The organism is Bacteroidia bacterium (assembly GCA_033391075.1).
GTDB lineage: Bacteria > Bacteroidota > Bacteroidia > J057 > J057 > JAWPMV01.
Genome location: JAWPMV010000001.1, coordinates 3,932,751 through 3,954,671 on the forward strand (window position 1 = coordinate 3,932,751; position 21,921 = coordinate 3,954,671).

Annotated in this window: 11 protein-coding genes; 7 read left to right on the forward strand and 4 right to left on the reverse strand. The window is 42.0% G+C overall.

Annotation, left to right across the window (positions count from 1 at the left end; translation table 11 throughout):
• Nucleotides 1-113: 113 nt before the first annotated feature.
• Nucleotides 114-4,634: a translocation/assembly module TamB domain-containing protein gene (locus R8P61_15760; GenBank protein ID MDW3648522.1), complete on the reverse strand. Its 4,521-nt coding sequence runs from the start codon at nt 4,632-4,634 to the stop codon at nt 114-116.
• 95 nt (nt 4,635-4,729) lie between these two features.
• Between R8P61_15760 and tsaD the strand changes: the two genes are divergently transcribed.
• On the forward strand, nt 4,730-5,728 hold the full coding sequence (gene tsaD / locus R8P61_15765; protein MDW3648523.1) for a tRNA (adenosine(37)-N6)-threonylcarbamoyltransferase complex transferase subunit TsaD: 999 nt from the start codon (nt 4,730-4,732) through the stop codon (nt 5,726-5,728).
• A gap of 22 nt (nt 5,729-5,750) precedes the next feature.
• Here tsaD and R8P61_15770 read toward each other — a convergent pair whose 3' ends face one another.
• A complete protein-coding gene (locus R8P61_15770) occupies nt 5,751-6,299 on the reverse strand; it encodes a sigma-70 family RNA polymerase sigma factor (protein ID MDW3648524.1) in 549 nt (182 codons plus the stop codon).
• Nucleotides 6,300-6,507: 208 nt separating this feature from the next.
• Here R8P61_15770 and R8P61_15775 point away from each other — a divergent pair, with 208 nt between their 5' ends.
• The 6 genes from R8P61_15775 to R8P61_15800 are packed head-to-tail and all read left to right on the forward strand — an operon-like array spanning nt 6,508 to nt 19,639.
• Nucleotides 6,508-7,515, forward strand: a complete 1,008-nt coding sequence (locus tag R8P61_15775; protein MDW3648525.1) for a FecR domain-containing protein — start codon at nt 6,508-6,510, stop codon at nt 7,513-7,515.
• Nucleotides 7,516-7,574: 59 nt separating this feature from the next.
• Complete coding sequence (locus tag R8P61_15780; GenBank protein MDW3648526.1) at nt 7,575-11,084, forward strand: SusC/RagA family TonB-linked outer membrane protein; 3,510 nt, start codon at nt 7,575-7,577, stop codon at nt 11,082-11,084.
• Between the two features lie 6 nt (nt 11,085-11,090).
• Nucleotides 11,091-12,890 carry a SusD/RagB family nutrient-binding outer membrane lipoprotein gene (locus R8P61_15785; GenBank protein MDW3648527.1) on the forward strand — a complete coding sequence of 600 codons (1,800 nt, stop codon included), beginning with the start codon at nt 11,091-11,093 and terminating at the stop codon, nt 12,888-12,890.
• A gap of 8 nt (nt 12,891-12,898) precedes the next feature.
• Complete coding sequence (locus R8P61_15790; GenBank protein MDW3648528.1) at nt 12,899-13,885, forward strand: hypothetical protein; 987 nt, start codon at nt 12,899-12,901, stop codon at nt 13,883-13,885.
• 14 nt (nt 13,886-13,899) lie between these two features.
• Nucleotides 13,900-16,494 (forward strand): T9SS type A sorting domain-containing protein, encoded by a 2,595-nt coding sequence (locus R8P61_15795; GenBank protein MDW3648529.1) that lies wholly within the window; start codon nt 13,900-13,902, stop codon nt 16,492-16,494.
• A 19-nt stretch (nt 16,495-16,513) separates the two neighbouring features.
• On the forward strand, nt 16,514-19,639 hold the full coding sequence (locus R8P61_15800) for a hypothetical protein (GenBank protein ID MDW3648530.1): 3,126 nt from the start codon (nt 16,514-16,516) through the stop codon (nt 19,637-19,639).
• Nucleotides 19,640-19,695: 56 nt separating this feature from the next.
• Here R8P61_15800 and R8P61_15805 read toward each other — a convergent pair whose 3' ends face one another.
• Both R8P61_15805 and R8P61_15810 read right to left on the reverse strand, forming a co-directional pair.
• The gene (locus R8P61_15805; protein ID MDW3648531.1) at nt 19,696-20,715 is read right to left on the reverse strand and encodes a radical SAM/SPASM domain-containing protein; all 1,020 of its coding nucleotides are present in this window, start codon (nt 20,713-20,715) and stop codon (nt 19,696-19,698) included.
• A gap of 134 nt (nt 20,716-20,849) precedes the next feature.
• Nucleotides 20,850-21,827: a type I restriction enzyme HsdR N-terminal domain-containing protein gene (locus R8P61_15810; protein ID MDW3648532.1), complete on the reverse strand. Its 978-nt coding sequence runs from the start codon at nt 21,825-21,827 to the stop codon at nt 20,850-20,852.
• Between the last annotated feature and the right edge of the window lie 94 nt (nt 21,828-21,921).

Sequence of the window (21,921 nt, forward strand, 5' to 3'; positions counted from 1 at the left end):
CGCCTCAGGCCCACACTCCCTTGTTCTGGTGTGCCGTGCAACACAAATTGATAGTGTAGATTTGCGCCTCCCTTTGCTTCTATAGCAAGGGGAGGTTTGCGCGTGCCGTGGGGTCAGCGCTTTTTCTTACTTTTAAAGATATTCCCCAGTTTGTCGAAATCCTTTTTGTAGAAAATCCCCAGGCCGGTCTGTGAGGTATTATTGTAAAGTTCGCTGTCTATACCCTCGCGATTAAATACCTCCAGTACCAGTTCATTTCCTTTGTTAAGGGTGCCCAGATTATTATTGGCTCTGGGAAGAAGTTTGATAATGACTGAGAGGTTACCGATCGTTAGGTTTGAATCCTGACTTACGAGGTTTCCATCTCTTTCGATAATGACCCGGTCATTGAAAAGTTTATAGGAAACGAGGAGATTTACGTCTTTAAAATTGGTGGTTCCGAGGTTCAGACTGAGCTTATCATCTACCGCTTGTGATAACCAGTAATTCAGTTGATTGCTTAGCATTTCAGATACACTGGTTGTTACTCCCAAAGCGGCAGCATCCTGTCCATTGATAAAGCCACCAGTCGGGGCAAATCGATTGAACACCATCAGGCTAAAGACCTGTTTATTGAGTTCCTGTTCATCATAAGTAATGGTTTTCAGATAAGAAGCTACCTGCGGGATGTCATCATTACTCATACTGGGAAGCTCAATCTCCAGGGCTATATTAGGTTCAAGCAGGGATCCCTGCATTTTCATCAATACATGAACCGGAACCCTTACTGCATTCTCTTCATTGATTACTTCGCGTATATCTGCATAGAGAGGATAGATGGCTTCGAGATTCAACTCTGCCTCATAAGGATCTCCGGACCAGGTGATACGGCCGCCTTGCTTTACTTCAAATTTCTTATTGAATACATTCTGTGCGGTAAAGAGATAATTCCCTTCTGTGATTTCATAATTGCCATACATTTTGAAATCCCCATCGGTATTGATCACCATGTTCAGGTTTCCAGTACCCCTTCCCTGCATGATATCCCCTACCCTTTCATCAAATATGAGTTCAACATCGCTTTCCTCCGAAACATAGGCAGTCAAATTGATTTCTACATCTTTCAGACCGGTATTGACCTTTCCATCATCCTCTTTATCTCCTTTAAATCGAATATAATCCGGACGTCCAAACTCCGAATCATAGGTAACCGGAACTTTGAGATAACTACCAGCTCCTGAAGAAGCAAAGGCATTGACGACAAGTTTTTCCAGGCTACCTGTAATATCAGCAACTCCATCTTTTACAAATACTTTCCCATAAAAGAGTTTATTGTCGCCTTTATCCGTATCCATGACCAGGAAATTTGAAATCTTGTCCAACTGCAAGGCAAATATGAATCTCTGCAGGCCCTCATGGTAGATATAGCCATTAAAATCTGCATGATTCTGATATTTATCGAAGAGTCGGATTTCCTCAAATTTTATGCGGTCATTGTCGAAAGCAATTTCACCATTGAAGGTGTATTCTGTTTTGAAATAATCAACGCCAAAGCCTGCATCTTTGAAATGCCCAATTCCATTTACTTTAAAATTGTCCAGATTTCCGGAAATCTTAAAACTATCCAGTTCCACGCTTCCTTTCATCCCATACAGCTGACGTTTCACAAATGGATAAGCATATTCTAAGGGTATAGGATTATTGGTTTGAAGCTCCAGATAGAGAGGCGATTTCTTTTCATCCGCCGCATATCTACCCGCCAATACAAGGGTTGTATCTTTTTGATTCTCGTACAGCTGGCTTTTTACCCGAAACACATTCTCAGACTCTTTCCAACTCAAACTGCCAAACATGTCCCCATAATTGAAATCATCCAATCCGAATGAATCGATCCGAACATTGCTTTCAACAAAGGGATCATTTAGAAGATTTTGTAAGGATATAGAAGCATTGAGTTTTCCATTGGGGAAATACTCGGCGGGATAAAGGTCCTGGAAAAGTTTGAGATCCAGTTTACTCATATCCAGGGTCAGCAAATCCTCAGGATCCGGCGAAAGCATACCTTCTGCCCGGATATAAGTATTGCCATTGGAAAGCATGAGGTTCTGAATATCGAGTCGCTGCTCTTCGTAAGAGTAAATGATGGAGTCTTCCTGACTAACAGGAAGGGTATCCCCCCTCATGACGAGTAAAGAGTTGCTGGGATTGACCGCAGATCGAATACTCCCATCTTTGGCAAAATAGGTTTTCATCTGCAACTGGACCCGATTATTATATTTTTCCTGAACAGCTATGAAGGTACTTTCATAGTTCTTTTCCAATCCATCCAGGTTGAAACTGATTCTTTCCAACTTACCATCCTGAGGCAACAAAAGACTATCCATCAATAAGGCTCCCACTATACCCAATTGCTCATTTCTCGCCAATTTGAATAATTCTATATCAATTTGATTGCCCATCAAATTGAATTCTTTGTAGCGCAAGCTATCAAGGTTCATCTTCATGCTTACCTGCTCATACTCCCCGAACTGGAAACTTCCAGTCATAAGTCCTTGTGTACCCGGCTGTGCAGGTATTCCCAATAAGGCCAGCATCTTATTCAAGTCCTCTTTGGGAGCCATAGCAAATTGCCCACTGACTTCCGTACTGTCTATTTCCTTTTCGGCATAATAAGCCTGACTCAGGCTATCATTATTCTCAAAGAATAATTGCGTTTCTTTGGCCAAGGTAGATACAAGCGAAAAGCCCTGACTAAGGTTGAGCGTTCCTGTTATATCAGCATCAACCACTGAACTTTTCAGGTTATAATATTTGCTCTTATTGGGGAGTCTGTCTGCACGGAACCAAAGATCCGGAATATGTAAATCCTGCTTTTCCGTGTTCTCAATCAGATCTGTATTTTTCAGGTTTAGCTCTCCGGTGATATCATCCGGAAAATTTCCTAACAGACTTCCATTTACTTCGGTGCTAATTGAAATATCTTTTTCATACAGTCCATATCGCTTCAGATTGAATCCATCGATTCGTCCTGTGGCGGCATAAACCGGAATTTCTTTGCTTTGATCAATATTGAGGTCCAGATTTAATTTACCTTCCTCATCCTCTCCATATACCTTTCCAATCAGGGCATCTTTTTCAACACTGATATCCGTATAAATGGAATCGACCTTTCGCCCCATAATCTCGGAATCAATCATAAATCCTTTGACTTTCATCTGGGCAGTTGAAGTCGAAGTCCCTGAGCCATCCAATAAGACATCCACATTCAAATTGCGGGAATCCAACACATCCTTGAAGCCCATGGCATTCAGGTTCAGTTTGTTTGTCAGGATTTTGCCAGAATATTTGGTCTGATCCGCTTTGGGAGGAAGTTGGATATGTAAATCAGCCACCAAGGTTCCTGCACTGGTGTCCTTGGCCGTTGCATTCAGGTCAAAATCAAAATAATTGCCAACCAGTTTTCCATTTATGGAAGTATTTCTAAGCTTATTCAAAAAGGCTGGCAAACCTACAGTTGGAAGCGTCTTTTTCAGATCTATAGCTGAAATTCGGGCTGTTCGGAAAAGGATATTGATATGAGCCTCTTCTTTTTTGAGTGCATTTTCCAAAATGAAACTGGAATAGATCGAACTGGAATCACTCAGGGCCACATGAAAAGCATCGCTGTTTAGTCTTTCAATATTCCCTACAAGTTTGCCCTTCAAGCCCAATCTTCCTTTGACTGGGAGGGTATCCGGAAGGAAATGATACAATGAATTGATATCCAGTTCACTTTCCTTTAGATCCAATTCAAAATCATCAGTAATATCCGTATCAAAGACCTGTTTTAAATCTGAATAAGGAAATGATATGCTACCCATCAATCGGCTATCATCCATTTTTACAAGAAAGTCTTGAAAATGGACTTCTGCTCCTATTCCTTTTGTAGTATCAGGGAAAATAGAAGATAGACGAGTTTGGAGACTGTCCAATTGAAAACCACTCAGACTTTCAATAAAAGATAATTGATCGATCCGTGCATCCAGGCTAATACCGGGATTAAAGGTCATGGCTAATTCTGTACTAATATCTTTCAGGTCCAGATTATTGAAATTAATCCTGCCTTCAACCAAAGAATCTACTTTCTGACTCAGAGAATCTATATGTCGGAATTTTGCCTTATGCAAGCTTATATCCTGCAAAACAAAACGTAAGGGTCGTTTCGATTTGGTAGTATCGGTACTACTGAAAATGGAGAGATCAATGGGGATATTATAGGAACTGTCCACCCGACTACGAACCAATCTGAGTTCGGGATTGAAGACCTGAACGTCTGTGATGCTTACCTTATGAACCGGTTCGCTATTAAGCAGATATTCCCATAAAGAAAAATTCAGAAGGTCGATTTTAACGGCATTTATCTTGAGGAAATCCTCTCCATTTTTATCCGGGATTTCCAGACCCTCAAGAATCGCATAAGTTGGAAGCCCTGCATCTACCCCACTCAAATGCACCTCTGTTCCCAGGTCTTTTTCCAGCACTCCTTTGATCTTATAGACCATCCAGTTCTGGACAGGAGAGAAAGTCAGCGAGTACCCCAACAGCGATACCGTACCTAATAGAATTATTAAGCCGATACCTAACCTTCTGCCGATTTTATTAACGCGCTGTTTCATTAAGAGCTTGAATGGGCAAATATACGCAGCAATTATCTATCCAAATTGCCTGATTTTCTTAATTTTACGGGAATTTTAACATAAAGTATGACTTCGTGTCCTATTTATTAGCAATAGAGTCTTCCTGCGACGAAACAGCTGCATCAATTTTGAAAAATAATGAGGTGCTGGCCAATATTATTTCCTCCCAACTGGATCACAGTGAGTATGGGGGAGTAATTCCTGAATTAGCTTCGCGCCTTCATCAGCAAGCCATCATGCGTGTGATTGAAGCAGCCCTGGAAAAAGCGGAGATTAACAAAGAAGATTTAGATGCCATTGCCTTCACACGAGGGCCGGGCTTATTGGGTGCCTTATTGGTGGGAACCTGTTTTGCCAAGGCTTTTGCCTATGGGCTGGGCATTCCCCTGATTGAGGTCAACCATATGCAGGCCCATGTCCTGGCAAATTTCTTAACAGAAAGTCCTCCGGAATTTCCTTTTATGTGTTTGACCGTATCAGGGGGACATACTCAATTGGTGCTGGTTCGCGATTATCTGGACATGGAGATCATAGGCCAAAGCATAGATGATGCAGCCGGAGAGGCTTTTGATAAAGCTGCCAAAATCATGGACCTACCCTATCCGGGAGGACCAGAAATTGATAGGCTTTCCAAAGTCGGAAATCCCACAGCCTTTCAATTTCCCAAACCCGAGATAGGTGAATTTGAATTCAGCTTTAGCGGTCTGAAAACTTCTATTCTCTACAAGATTCGGGATGGCATGAAAACAGATCCCAATTTCCTCAAGGAGAATATGGCAGATCTGGCTGCCAGTTATCAGCGAAGGATCGTACAGATCTTATTGGATAAACTGGCCAAAGCAGCCCAAAAATATGAAGTCAGGCACCTGGCCATCGCCGGAGGGGTATCCGCCAACTCAGAACTAAGAAGCAGCTTCCAGGAAATGTGTAACGACAAAGGCTGGATTGCTCACATTCCGCCCTTTGAATTTTGCACCGATAATGCTGCCATGATCGGCATCGCAGGATATTATAAGTATGTACAAAAGGAATTTACGGATTTGTATGCGGTTCCTTATACGCGGGGATTTTAGCTTGCTTTTTGCCACAAATATCTTAGGAATTTCCAAGAAACAGGCTCAAAATCATAAGTGAATACAGGCTTGTTGCAGGGTCCATGTTCTCAAGTTTTTGGCGCACATAGCCTCTTGCTTTCACCAATTGAGATTTTACAGTATGGACTGAGAGTTGCAATTCCTGCGCAATTGTAGGATTGTCTTTGCCTTCAAAATAGCGCTTCCGAAATATCAGTTTCCTTTGGGGAGGTAGGCCTTCGATAATATGATCTACCTCTGATGCATACTCCTTTTTAATAAAAATAGTCTCTCCATTTTCAAGATCTATTATTGGATAATTCTCCAAAAACTTTCCTCGAAGTCTCTCATCACTGGCTATTTTCCTTAAGTAGGTATAGGTAGTATCCCGGGCTATTTTATATAAAAAGGGTCGAATGGATTGCTCAGAATTTATCAGACTTCTTTTTTCCCAGATTTTAATAAAAACATCCGCTGTGACCTCTTCTGCTAGCTCAGGGATTTTCAACATGCTTTTGCAGAAATGATAAATAGGCACCTTATACTGCTCAAAGAGCCAATTTAAGCCCACTTTTTCGCTTCTCTTGAGGGCCTCTATATACCTATGTTCCTCTTTTACTACCAATAAAATAGATTACTAAATAACAGACATCTGCAATTCTTAATATACGAGAAATCGGATGTATCCACAAAAAATTTAGCCTTAGCGTAATCCTTTTGTGCTCTTGCTTGCGGATATACATAAACAAGGATTATTATCCTTCAGACTACTACTACAGATGAAGCGAAAAGACCAACTCATCCAGAAACTCTATAACAATAGTTGTTCCCGATCTGAACTAGAAGAATTATTGAATTTGCTATCTGAGGAAACCTCCGATGAGGCTCCAAAGATTATGGAAGAATTATTGAATCAGATGCCTGAGATCTCCATTCAGGAAAAAAATGATTTCAGTAGGATAAAGGAACAGATAGATAGGCATATAAATAAGGAAGCCGAAAGAGAGCAGGAGTATAGCTCTGATAAAAAACTCAAGCCATTCTTTTTTAGACGGACAATGAGGATCGCCGCTTCACTCGTCTTATTGGCATCCTTTAGTTGGCTGCTTTATCAAAGTCAGGAGAGCAAGAAAAGCACAAAAACAACCCTGGCCGGGGAGATCAAAAAATTTGAATTACCTGACGGTTCCCAGGTAACCCTCAACGCCAATTCCTCTATTAAATATGCAGAAAACTGGAAGCAAGGAGAAACAAGGACCGTTTACTTAAAAGGGGAAGCATATTTTAAAGTTGAAAAAAAGCCTGCTAGCGGAGCAAAATTCCAGGTTTTAACCAATGGCTTGAAAGTCGAGGTTCTGGGAACCTCCTTTAATGTCAAACAAAGAAATAAATCTACTTCTGTTTTTTTGGAAGAAGGGAAAGTTCGTCTCCAGGCCCCTGAAAGTGCAGAACCGGAAGTCCTATTGAATCCCGGAGAGCTGGTTCATTATTCTACCAGTAAAAAATCACTCACTTCTCCTAAAAGTGTTGATGGAAGATTCGAAACCTCCTGGAAAACAGGAATTCTCGAATTTGAAGAGGTTCCCTTACAAGAAATTCTTGAGAAACTGGCTGAAATCAATGAATTCCAATTCGAGCTGAGAGACAGCTCCTTAGGCCAGGAATTACTGACCAGTTCAATTCCCGCTCACAATATTGAAAAAGCGATATCCATTTTAACGAAAACCAGCGGAATGAATTTCTCGCTTGAAAATGGAAAATATATTCTTCAGCAAAATGCTGAATAGAAGGAAGGATTGAAGCAATTTTTCATAGTCTTTTTAGCAGACCTAAAAACCAACAGCCTGTGTCTAATAACTCTACTACATATAAAACTGCAAGTTTACTTCTGCTTCTCTTTTTCAGCAGTTGGCTTTCATTTAGTTATTCCTTTCCAGCAAATATCCAGGATGAAAATGCTGGCCGACCGCTGGCAGAAGTCCTGGATGATCTGGGAGAAAGGTATAAAGTCTTTGTGAGCTATCAATCTAAATTGATCAATGGGGTAGAAGTCGATTTTACTTTCAAACAGACAGAAAGTCTGGAAATGGCATTGGATCGATTATTGACTGAAATCGATTTTTCTTACGAATTATATCAGGACCAATATCTTATCATTTATAAGAATAGTAAGAAAGGTAGCCGAAATGCAAAGCGAATTCAGAAAAAAATCGCCCAAATCAAGCAGTTGGAAAAAAAGGGAAACCTTACCCTTCTTCGAAACAATAAAGATTTATCTCGGAGAAATCAGGAGGTACTTACAGAGCTAAAAAGGCGGAGAGATCAGAGCATTTCCGGTAAAGTCACAGCAGAAAATGGAACTCCTCTAATAGGTGCAACTGTTCGGGCAAAAGAAAGCAGCCAGGGTACCCTGACCAATCAGGAAGGAGAGTATACGCTCATACTTTCGGATGAGGTAAAAAACCTGACATTCTCATATGTAGGCTATGAAAAACAGGAAGTAGAGATAGCTGGAAGAAAGGAAATAGACATTGTCCTGTTGGAAGAAATAAAATCTCTGGAGGATGTTGTGATTACAGCTTTGGGGATGAAAAGAGAAAAAAAATCCCTGGGATATGCTGTTCAGGATGTTCAAGGAGAAGTAATCCAAAAAAGCCGTGAGCTGGATGTTGTAAATTCTCTTTCAGGAAAAATTGCGGGGGTAAATATCACCCAGGGAGGTGGCGGACTTGGAGGCGGAGGAGCGAGAGTTGTAATCCGGGGAGAGACTTCTCTTTCAGGAAAAAACACTCCCTTGTTTGTGATTGACGGAATCCCCGCTAGTTCCAATGATGTTGCCTCAGATGATATAGCCTCTATTTCGGTCCTGAAAGGTCCGGCTGCGGCAGCATTGTATGGGTCGAGAGCTGCTGCCGGGGTTATTCTTATAACAACTAAATCCGGAGCTTCTGCACAAAGTAGCCGGGTGGGAGTAGATGTAAACCTCAGTGTCTCCTCTCAACGTCCGTTTATCCTTCCCTCTTATCAAAATGAGTTCGGGCAAGGAAGCGGAAGTCAGTATCGATATTTCGATGGAAATAATGGTACCTGGCCAGATGGTTCCATCTCAAATGATGACTCACGGATAAATTGGGGACCTCGATTTGACGGCCAACTTAGGCCTCAGTTTACCGGTAATAATCCCTGGCAGGCCTATCCGGACAATGTAAAGGAATTTTATGAGCGAGGAATCATAGCCAATAATAATATTGCGGTATATGGAGCAAGTCAGGAAGGGGATTTCAGACTTTCTTACACCAATATCATCCAAAAAGGGATCATTCCTAATACGGGACTTCAAACGGATCGTCTTGACTTTTCAGGAGGATGGAAACTATCTGATAAATGGGATGTCCGCGCAAACATAAAATATATTGATTCTCGCTCGGACAACAACCAGGGATATGATGTGCGCCTTTATCCCCGAAACATCGATATTCACGCCTTAAAATCCTATTGGGTGCCGGGTATGGAAGGCCTTCAACAGCTTAAATGGAGAAGTAGCGCCAATAATCCCTATTTCATTTTACGTGAAAACAGAAGAGCTTTTAATAATCAAAGGCTGATCGGATATGTAATGACCAATTACCAAATCAGTGAGGAATTTTCCGTCATGGGACGCATTGGGCAAAACCGAAATTTTAACGAAAACAGTGCGCAAAATGCTTTTAGTACCGTGGGGAACAACAATAAGTTTGGCGCATTCTCCACCGGTCAGTCTCGTTCCCGCGAATTGAATGCCGATTTCCTCTTAAAATATCAGCGGAACTTTGGTGAGGACCTGAATATTATCATCAGTGCAGGTGGCAATCATCTTCGCCAGGATGGCTCAAACATAAGCAGTTCTGTCGAACAACTATTGGTGCCGAATATATATAACCTTGGAAACAGGAGAGTATTTCCCAAGACAGGTAATAATGTCTATGAGAAGGAATTAAATTCTTTATATGCCTTCACAAATATTGGGTATAAAGATTACCTCTATTTAGATATCACAGCCAGAAATGATTGGTCCTCAACTTTACCGACTAATAACAACTCCTACTTCTATCCTTCTGCCACTTTAAGTGCCGTGTTAAATGAAGCTATTAGCCTCCCCAAACCTATCAGTTTCTGGAAACTGAGAATCGGTCTGGCAAGAGTAGGAAACGATACAGACCCTTATGCATTACAGGATCAGTTTTTCTGGGGTACAGGAGAAAATGGTGTTGCAAGTATTATTCAAAGCAATGTAAAAGCAAATCCAGAGCTAAAGCCTGAAATTACAAGTGCATGGGAAGTGGGAACAGACATCCGATTCTTCAACAATCGTTGGAAAATGGATCTTACCTATTACAATTCTATCACTTCCAATCAGATTTTGCGTGTAGAAGTATCTCCGACAACCGGATATGACTTTATTCTAAAAAATGCAGGAAAAATCAGAAGTAGCGGCTGGGAGCTGATCTTGAATGGCCAAATTTTCCAATCCAAGAATTTCAGTTGGCGGACGACTCTGAATTGGTCCCGAGATCGATCTATCGTCGAAGAATACGATCCAGAAAATCCTGATGCCTTTCTTTCAAGAAGTATTACTACCCATTTGTTTGTTGAAGATAAGTTGGGGGAAAGAAGAGGTGCGATGTATGGCAAAGGATACGAGCGTGCGCCCAATGGAGAAATTCTCTATACCAAATCCGGTGACACACAAAGAAGCGATAAAATATTTCTGGGTAATTACAATCCTGATTGGATGGGTTCGCTCTACAATGAGCTGGATTGGGGACCACTTAGTCTTGCCTTTCTCCTAGATGTCCGATATGGAGGGGCCTTTTATTCCTCCACTAATTATAACCTGAACATACGGGGACTTTCTGAAGCAACCCTTTTAGGAGGCACAGATGCAAATGGCAATTTTACCCCCCGAGAAAACATATTGCCTGAGGGTATGTACCTGGATGAAGGGACCTATAGAAAACTGACCAAAGAGGACCTCCGAGAATCCGGATTAAGTTCTGGAGGATTGACGGGACAACAGTACTGGGAAAACATCATGGACAGTGAAATCCCTGAAGCGGTAATTTATGATGCTTCCTATATCAAATTTCGAGAACTAAGTTTTTCTATTGCCCTGCCCAATTCTTTCATTTCAAAACTATCTCTTCAATCCGCCCGGGCAGGCATTGTAGTTAGGAATCTTGCTGTATGGACGGATGTCCCCAATGTGGATGCAGAAACTTTCAGTTTTTCTAACCAGGCTGGAGCCGTTCCCGGTTTGGACCGGGGAGGAATTCCTTCCGTGCGAAATATCGCCCTCAACTTAAACCTAAAATTCTAAAGAGACATGAATAGATCTCATACCAGCATATCTCTAGGTATTTATAGCCTCTTGCTCCTGCTTGCTTTGAGCATTCCTTCCTGCAACACCTGGGACAAGGATATCAATATTAACCCTAACTCTCCCAATGCGGTACTGGAGGGGGAAAACGCGAATGATATTGATCCTTCGGTTTTCATGGTCCCTATGCTTTGGTCTACCGTAGATGGATTTGACTATTTGGCCTGGAATGTAATTCCAGCAGTCACAGAATATCATGGAAAGACTAAAAGTCTGAGTCAGGGTAATCGACATAAATCCTGGCATGCATTTGATGACTCAGGATTTTGGGTACCTATGTATAGCGCGATTCGGGTTGTAAAAAACATGAGGAGTGCGGCGATACAGGCCGAAGATCAACGCTACGAAGCTATCGCTGACATCTGGGAATCTTATACCTTCTCTATGATTACCAATCTCTATGGAGATGTTCCCTACTTTGATCCTATATCAGACGATCCTCCGCTCCTGAGCACATATGATAGCCAATCAGAAATTTATCCGGCCATTCTACAAAAACTCAAAGAAGCAGGTGAAAAGCTAGGTCGGCTGGATGTACCCATCAATCAAGCCAGTGATCTGATATTCGCAGGGGATATTCTAAAATGGAAAAAATTCTCAAACACTTTACGTCTTCGTTTGGCCATGTATATGTCCGATGCAGATCCGGAAGCATCAAAAGCCATTTTATCTGAGATCCTCAATGATCCTGAAAACTATCCGATCATGGAGTCCAATGATGATAATGCTTCTTTCAAAAATGATCCCATCGAAAGACCTTCCGTCTTATATAACATCAGCAAAGCCAAGATCGAAGAAGCACCTTTCAGCAATGTATTTATTGAACGGCTCATTTCTCTAAGAGATCCTCGCTTACCTATACTTGCGAAACCTGTTCGTCAGGTCCATAGTGATCCCAATACCCATGTCTTACCTAGCAATCCGGGAGCGGTAAAATATGCGGGGCAATTATATGGTATAACAACAGATAATGCACATGCCGCTCAGTGGAATGGAGGTTTCCCTTTTGCGTCAGCTTTGGGAGATTTCTTTCGAAAGGAGGATGCAGAAGGCTTGCCTTTGATTGAATCAGCTTCAACTCCTACCCTTATTGCCATATATGCCGAACAAGAATTTTTCCTTGCAGAGGCGATTGAAAGAGCCCTGATCGGAGGAAACGCGCGCGAACACTATGAAAATGGAATCAGGGCATCTATAGATTTTTATCAAGCCAGTTTTTCTGGCTCGCTGTATGAAGGAGCTTATGGAAATGATGGCTTCAATGATTTATCTGCTTATCTGAGTCAAAGTTCTGTTGACTATGATGGGGGTAGAGATAAATTGACCCTTATAGCGGAGCAGAAATGGTTAGCATCCTTTTTCTTGGGGCTTGAGCCTTATTTCGATCATAGAAGAACCATGCTGCCTCCTTTGCGTGCCTCCTCTGGCGCGGAGAATTTTGGTCCCAATGGTAGTGGTAGCAAATTTCCCAGCCGCGCGGCATACTCAGATGCAGAATTGGCGAACAACTCTTCAAATGTCCAAAAAGCCCGGGCAAGTGGTTTCCATATCCCTATTGATAGCGATGAAAGTCGCAATGAAGCCTTGATGTGGATACTCAATAACAGGGATTTACAAATGCCAACTTTCCAGGAACCCATTTATAGTAGTGATTATCCACTCATTCAATCTATCAATGGATCCGGGACGGACTTCAAGCAATGGTATAATGAGCATTGGGAAACGATGTTTTGGTGGAAAAAATAATGAAAAGCATGAATATGTTAATGCATAAGAAATATCTCTGGCTCTATATGTCCTTATTCTTCCTTGTGGGTTTAAGTGCATGTGTTGATTTGGTTGATGAAGGATTAGAGGTAAACTATCCATTATCTGATGCCAGTTTAACGGTGCAGGCTATTACTGCTGAAAAAGGAGCAGTAGATGAAACCATTAGTTACCAGATTTCGGTCTCCTCCAGCGAGGATATTAAATCCTGTATTGTACAAAGCAGCAATCCGGGACAGAATGGTTCTGGCTTCAATGTAAGTGATCCAGCATTCGACGATCCCTTCATTGATCATATTTTTGGTACTGTACAGAAAAATACCCAGTCATTTACTGCCCGCTTTGATTACATCATTCCAAAAGACATTAACAAAAGTCGATTAAGCTTCTCTGTAATAGACGAAGCGGGCAAAGTAAGTATAGAAAAAACCATAGAGGTTGTTCCTTCTATTGCCAGATATAGCAATCAAAAACTGTATGCAAAGGATAAGAATTTCCAGGATGCCTTTGCCTCAATTGAAGGAGAAGTCTATGAGGATATAAAAAGCAATTATAGCTCTGTTTCGGAGGCAAATCGCGAGGTGCAGGAAAAAATCGACATTCTTTTTTACTATGATGCCAACGCTCGCAGATCAACAATCGCAGCTCCGGCTTCAGAAAGATTGGGATTATCTCTTAGTGTAGAGAACAAGACTTTGTTCAAGAAACTATCCGGCCTAAACATCTCGGATATATCTGAATTGAGCCCAGCCTATATCAGTCAATTGAGGGAGAATGCTTCTCTCTTGCAAGAAGGCTCGATGCAAATAGACAATCTCAAAGTAGGAGATGTAGTTGGTTTTATCACTGATTTAAATGCGCGCCATTCCCTCAAAACAGGCTTGCTTATAGTTACAGGTTTGCATCCCTCAACGGTACCTCAATATGATGGGGTTTCTTATGTACTGGAATGTGATATAGTTGTTCAGGAATAATTATGAAAAGACAAATGATATATCGAATTAAGGTACTTCTTTGCTACTTTTTCACTCTCGCATTGATCTTTAGCCTACCCTATTCTTTAAAAGCTCAAAGTGATTACAAATTAGCTGAGCAGGATTCCTTAGCACTAGTAGCCTTTTATTGGGCAACTGATGGCCCTAACTGGCTCTCCAATCAGCCGGGTTTTGGATTTAATGATTTGTCCTCGGAATGGCAAGGCAAATACGACGGGCAATTCAATCCCTGGTTTAGCGGACCCGCCAAAGACTGGTTTGGAGTAAAGGTAGAAAAGAGAGCTATTCCTAATTCAAATGACTCCACTTATAGAGTTACCTGGTTATGGCCGGTCATTGGTCGCCGCACAGATGGACAAAACCTGCTTAATGGCTATATCCCCAGAGAAATCGGACTACTCACTGCTTTGGAACAATTCAGGGTAAATGGGAATGATGGCTTTAGGTGGGAGCTTGTACCAGATGAATTATACCTTCCATCCTTGCAATGGTTGGATGTTGAAGCCTGCTGGTTTGGAGGAGGTGTTTCAGATGAATTAAGGAACTGTGGTCAAATTCTTAAAATGAATTTGCGCTACAACTACTTCGATTATATCCCCAACTGGGATTTCCTTGATGAACAAGCCTTGAGAAATTTGAATGGAACGCAGTGGCTTTATAATTCCAGGTTTTCCTATGCAATCCTCGAACAGATTATCGATTACTTCTATACCATTTCCCCAAACCCACAGGAATTTGGGGTTGAAATGCGAGATATGTTTGATGTGGGTGATGAGCGAGAAATAGTAGCCCCTCTGGGTAGCTCGGTGGACATTGTTTGTAATGATGCCGGAAATCAGGATGCATTCATTAGCTATCAATGGTTCAAAGGAGGTCTTAGCCGATTTGGTCGTACCCAAAAGACTTATTCCATACCTTCCGTTTCTGCCAATGATTATGGGAATTATAAAGTCCGTATCTCAAATGATTATGTAAAAACCTATGATCAAAATACCAATTATGGCGAGGTTTTTACCAAAGAAATCCATCTGGTTGAACAACCAGTTCCTCCGGTAATAGAGAAAGGAATCAGCTCGAACAATGGACAATCGCTTAGGCTCTTCTTCTCTAAACCAATGTCAAATTCAGCTTTGATCGAATATCAAAATCTGAGTGTAATGGCCGGCACAAATAATCTGAATATTCTATCGGCAACGATAAAAGGAAGATTAGAGAAACAAGTGGTCTTGGAATTGGATTCCCCGATTAAGAATGGAGACTTGATTGATCTGTCCTACACAGGCAGTGGAAACATAGCAGATCATAATGGAGGATTACTTCAGGCATTCACAGGTTTTGAGGTAGAAAACAGGGTTAGACTAGCCCCCATAATCACCTCGGCGGCAACTAGCCTGGATGGTTCAGGTATCGAAGTATATTTCGACCAATTCATAGATGAGAATTCCTTTTCCGGAGCAAATTTCAAAGTTTTTGGAGACAGTCTATTGGGAATTTCAGCCATAAGTTTATTGCCAGGAGAAATAGACCGCCACATTTCAAAAACTGTCTTTCTTAATCTCACAGAACCCTTATTAGATACTGCTGCAAGTTTAAATATTCAGTACCTGTCTGGGGAAATTGCAGGTTTATACGGAGGGACGCTTGAAAGTAGTGATACGATAGCCATAGAAAACCGGGTATCCATTGAGCGGGAAACCATTACCTTCATTTTTGAAGATGGGAGTGAATCTCTGGATAATATCCTCCTTAGCGGCTCCTGGAAAGTTGATCCTATCCAAATGTATGACGATGGTACGCATGCTGATGCCATTGCCAATGACCATATCTGGACACATGTTACACAATTGGTCGAGGACGATTATAGCTGGGACATCATCAGTCGGGAAGAAATAATGCGTTTCGATACGGTTGAAACGGTGGATCCCAATACTGGGGTTGTAACCCTGGTAATTACCCCCATTTCTATCAATGAAGATTCTATTTTAAGTGGAAATATACTCCTGGAACTTTCCGTAAAACCGGGCGAAGTTCTTGGAGATACACTCTATGGCATTCAAAATCGAGACGTAATTTTCAGATTGCGCACCCAGGGAGCCAGTGAAAATGTCTTCCTTATGGGAATTGAGGCAGATTGGAGCAATGGAAGGTTAATGTCAGCAATTGATCCTGGGAATCTCTATGCCGACACCCTTATAAAAATGACAGCAGGAGATCTTATTTCCTACAACTATAGAATTGGGGAAGATTGGGAAAACCTGACTCCAGACCCCAGAGAGTATACCGTAAAAAATGGGGAGAACCTGATTCAGGACGAATTTGGTGTCTTTACAGATATCAATGAGCCCGCTCCTCCCCCACTGAGTATTTTCCCAAATCCAAGTCTGGATGGATTTATCAGAATCTCTGGATTGGAAGAAGTCGTGGATTTGGAAATCTATGACCTGAATGGACGAATGATAAAAGGCCAAACAAATCTTCGGGAGCATGAAATCACTTTAGACTTGAGTTCACAAGCCGCAGGCCTTTATGTAGTGAAAATTAAAACCAATCGGGGATTTGTATATACCTATAAATTTCTACTTCGCTAATAGACCAAAACCATTAACAATGAAAAACTATTACCAACGTGCATTTCTGCTTTTGTTGACGGGGATTTTCTTCTGCTTCACTCCTGCAGCTGCACAAACTTTAGAATCAGACTCTCTTGCACTGGTTGATCTTTACAATGATTGTGGGGGTACAAACTGGGTAGGATTCGATAACTGGTTGAACGGCCCCATATCGAGCTGGGAAGCCGTAACCATCGACTCCGCTCTGAATCGCGTAAGCCATGTAGGTTTTAAAAACATGGACTTGACTGGAAGCCTCCCAGCTTCCCTTGGGAATATGGATGAAATGAGTGGAAAGATCGAATTCCATGATGATAAAGGACTGACGGGAACCTTTCCATCTTTTATCTGGAATTGGACGAAAATAGACCGATTTCAATTAAAAAGGTCCGGTATTACAGCTATAGATACTACGGGACTTTCAAACCTTGTAAACCTAACGGAATTCAATACTGAAGCAAATCCCATTACAGGAATGGTTCCCGGGGTAGTATTTACCCTTCCCGCTATGGAGAAGGTGTATGTCCATGATTGCAATTATGACCAACTTCCGCCTGAATTGACAAATATCACTGGCTTGACTCGTTTATACTTGAATGGAAACAACCTAACTGAGATCCCAGATATGTCGGGGATGAGCTGGGGCAGCGGTGCAAAAGTCCGCTTTCACAATAACGCCTTAACCTTTGAAGACTTAGAAGCCAATGTAGCCTTGAATTCAGATCCAAATGTAGCGGAATTCCGCTACTCCCCGCAAGCGGTTGTAGGAACAGAGACTTACACCTATCCAGCTGCAGGTAGTGCTGTAAGCATTCCGGCAAATGTAGGCGGTAGTGACAACGTTTATACCTGGATCAAAGATGGGATACCTGTTGGGAGTAATCCTAGCTATGATATCGCGGCTTTTGATGCCAACACGCATTCTGGTACTTATTATGCAGTTGTGCAAAGTAACATAGTAACTGGCCTGGATATCTCTACAGGGGAAACCAAATTGTTTGCTTCTGCCGCTGCACAGGATTCATTAGCACTCGTGGATCTTTACAATGATTGCGGAGGAACAGAATGGGTTGGATTTGATACCTGGTTAAATGGGCCCTTAAATACCTGGGAACAAGTGACAGTGGATAGTGCAAGTGGAAGAGTTACTCATGTGGGATTCAAGACAATGGACTTAACAGGCACTCTACCCGCTTCATTGGGAGATATGACAGAAATGGGAGGAAAGATCGAGTTTCATGATGATAAAGGATTGACGGGTGAACTTCCTGCATTTATCTGGAGATGGACAAATGTAGAACGCTTCCAGCTCAAGCGTTCAGGTATAACAAGCGTCAATACAAGCGGTATGGAGAACATGGTCAACCTTACGGAGTACAATACCGAAGCTAATCCTATTGCAGGAATGGTTCCGGGCGTAGTATTTACGCTTCCCGCAATGCAGAAAGTGTATGTTCATGATTGCGATTATGATCAACTTCCTCCGGAGTTGACTTCAATAAGTGGTTTGGATCGTTTATACCTGAATGGAAATAAGCTTACTTCAATGCCTGATATGTCAGCGATGACATGGGGAAGTGGAGCTAAAGTTCGCTTCCATAATAATGCGCTGGATTTCGAAGATTTAGAGCCCAACATAGGCCTGAATTCAGATCCTAATGTTGCAGAATTCAGATACTCTCCTCAGGCGATGGTAGGTATGGAAATGTATACCTATCCGAATACAGGGGATAGTGTAAGTATCGCTGCAAATGTGGGAGGATCAGCAAATGTGTATACCTGGATCAAAGATGGCGCGCAAGTGGGTAGTGATGCTACGTATGATATTCCTTCTTTTGATCCTGCGACAAATTCAGGTACCTATTCTGCCGTTGTTCAGAGTACAATCGTAACAGGTCTGGATATCACCACCGCTAACACACACCTCTTTGCTTCTCCCCTGGATCAGGATTCTTTAGCCCTGGTTGACTTGTATAATACCAATGGTGGTACAAATTGGACAGGTTTTGATACCTGGCTAAATGGCCCCCTAAATACCTGGGAACAAGTCACTGTGGACAGTGCGACACAAAGAGTAACACATGTTGGTTTCAAAACGATGGATATTGTCGGAACCTTGCCAGAAAGCTTGGGTAACCTCACCAGGATGGGAGGCAAAATTGAATTTCACGATGACTCCCTGATGACAGGTGAATTCCCGGCCTTTATCTGGCGTTGGGTAGATGTAGACCGTTTTCAATTAAAACGTTCAGGAATTACCAGCATGGATCTTACCGGCATGGAAAACATGGTCAATCTGACCGAATACAATACAGAAGCAAATCCCATCGGAGGTAGTGTACCAGGCGTGGTCTTCACCCTTCCTGCTATGGTAAAAGTATATGTTCATGACTGCGAATACGACGCAGTACCAGCTGAACTTACTTCCATCAGTGGTCTGGATCGTTTATACTTCAATGGAAACATGATTTCAGATCTTCCAGATATGTCCGGCATGAGTTGGGGGCCAGGTGCAAAAGTCAGGGTACAAAACAATGCTCTTACCTTCGAAGATTTAGAAAGCAATGTGGTGCTGGAAGCAGATTCAAATGTAGCTGAATTCAACTTTTCTCCTCAAGCCCATGTAGGGATGGAGACTTTGCTTGATTTAGCAACAGGAGACACACTGGATTTGAGTATAGCAGTAGGTGGAACAGCCAATACCTATACCTGGATCAGAGATGGATCTCCTATTGGAAATGACATGCTTTACAATGTTGATTCTGTAAGCGTTGCAGATGCAGGATTTTATCAGTTACTGGTTCAAAACACAATCGTCCAGGGACTGGATATTTTTAGTGAAATCTATCAGGTAAATGTAGATGGAGTAACAAGCATCAATGATCCTCTCTACTTTGGAGAGATAAAAGTGCTTGGAAATCCATTTGATACAAATCTGAGAATAGAAACAGGTCGATTGGTCGAAGAACTATTGATTCTGGATATCCATGGGAAGAAGTTGATCTCAGAAGATATCAATGCAGATTACATGGATTTACAACTGGATGAATTAGAATCAGGTGTGTATCTCGTAATGCTTCGTTCAGGAAATGCGTTCCACTCCTTAAAAGTAGTGAAGCGATAAACCAAGCATTATAATTAGAAACCGTCATTTAGTATTGAGCTGAATGGCGGTTTTTTTTACCCCCACACTTTCGTCCCCTCTGAACAATTTTTACAAATCTCGATTTCCGCTCTGGATTTGAGCAAATTTCCTCTGAAGGATTCATAAATTGGATTTCGCCAGATTTCCTCAAAGGATTTCTCCTGCAAACTCCCCATTTCATAATCAGCATCCTTATCAAAACAACAGGGCAAGACTTTACCATCCCAGGTAATTTCCGCTCCATGCCAAAGCTTCCAACATTGGTTTTCCAGGCTATTTTTAATCTGATAGCTGCCATTAGCCTGCTTTTTATACCGACTATAGCGATCTATTGTCGGTATAAGCTCGCTTCCCTTTTCGTAGTCATAAATCTGAGCCGTTTTAAACATGACTTTATCTACCCCCAATTCTTCTCCCATCTGTTTAATATCCTCAATCTGATGTTGGTTGGGTTTGACGACCAAAAACTGAATCATGATAAAAGGATGCAAACTATTTAGTCGCTTTCTGGCCGCTACCAGATTCCTCACCCCCTGTTTTACTTTTTCGAGATTGCCCCCAACTCTATAAGCAGCATAGGTATCCTGCGTTGTACCGTCAATAGAGATAATGATCTCCGAAAGGCCACTTTTGATGGTTTCCTCTGCCCTTGATTCTGAAAGATAATGGCCATTGGTACTTGTGGCGCTATAAATTCCTTTCTCTTTGGCATAGGCAGCCATTTCTAAAAAATTGGGATTGAGGTAAGGCTCCCCCTGAAAGTATAACAAAAGGTATATAAGGTCCTTGTGAAGCTGATCCATGGTCGATTTGAAAAGCTCCAAATCGCCCATACCCGTAGGACGGGTAAAGGAACGTAAACCCGAGGGACATTCCGGACAGCGAAGATTGCAATGCGTCGTGGGCTCAAAGCCTATTTTTGCAGGATTTCCCCAATGCCGACTTTTCCCTAACATTCTGGAATAATGAAAGGATGACCAAAGGGCAGCAAAATTTGCCACTTTTCTGGGTCTGAGGGTTTGTGTCAGCAATCGAGCCTTGCGCAAGGATAGCATGTAGGCAAGTTAGGAGCTTTTGGGCTTATGGGGAAGGGATGTAAGGAAAAAAGGGAAGGTGTTCTCGTGTTCATGGGTTCCAGTGTACATGAAATATACTAGAACACAAGAACAGGAGAATACATGCGCACATTTTACCTCCCTTCCGCTTTACTCGCCAACCAAATCAGGGCATAAACCGCAAAGAATTGAAAAGGAATGGACTTGATATAGGGCCAGAGATAGGTCCAGATGGGATATTCTCGGCTATTGAAGCTATCCAGGCTCCACCAGAGGGCATCCGGTTCTGAGGTCCCGACATACCATGCGGGAATCAAGAGGATCATACCAATGATAAAGAGCATGGTTCGCTTTTTCCCTTTTTGAACGCCAAACATACGATGAGAGCGCATGAACAGAGCTCCAAAAAAGAGGCTGAATAAGCTGGCCAATGAAATGATGAGGTTATAAATCCACAATTCATTCATCCCATAATCTTCCCACAAAAAAGTCGTCCGCTCGTAGATCCAGTCATGATATTCTGTAGCAGCTTTACTTAAAAGTAAAGTTGAAATGATAAGAACAGAGGAAAACAAGAGGGTATCTCCCAGAATCGCATGATTTTTTAAGCCTTCCCATTTCCTTCGAACGACAGTTTTGGATTTTCTAGTCTGCTTGTAGGTAGGAATACGCCGAATGCGATTTTTGTGTCGCTCCTTAATCTTTCCTGGCATCACCTTAAAAGCGGCCGATTTCTTCCCCGCAATGGTCCATACGTATTTTGCATGGGTAGCGGCAGCATAGGAAAAACCCTGGTCTATGGCTTCATAAAAGCCAGAGGCAGAGATTTTGGGCTTTTTGCACTCCACGATGATCAAGGGTGTCTTGCAGGCAGCGTCTTCATACACGACAATATCTGCTTCTCTGGAAGAGGAACCGATCTTGATATGTTCGCAGACGCGTATCTGTTCGGCCGGATAGCCAAATTTGTAAATCAGGCTCAAATATGCCTGAATTTGTACAGATTCTTCGGGATTGCTGAGTTTGCGTGTTTTTCCCTGGGGTAGATAGGAAACCTTGTCTTGTTTCTTGTTCAGGAACAAATATCGGTCTCTTTGTGCTTGTCTTATCAAATTACTCGATGTTTATGAGTGAATTTTTAAAGGAGCTTTTGAATTCGATTTTGTCACATGTACTGCTGTTGATACAGCTATTCGGATAATATTT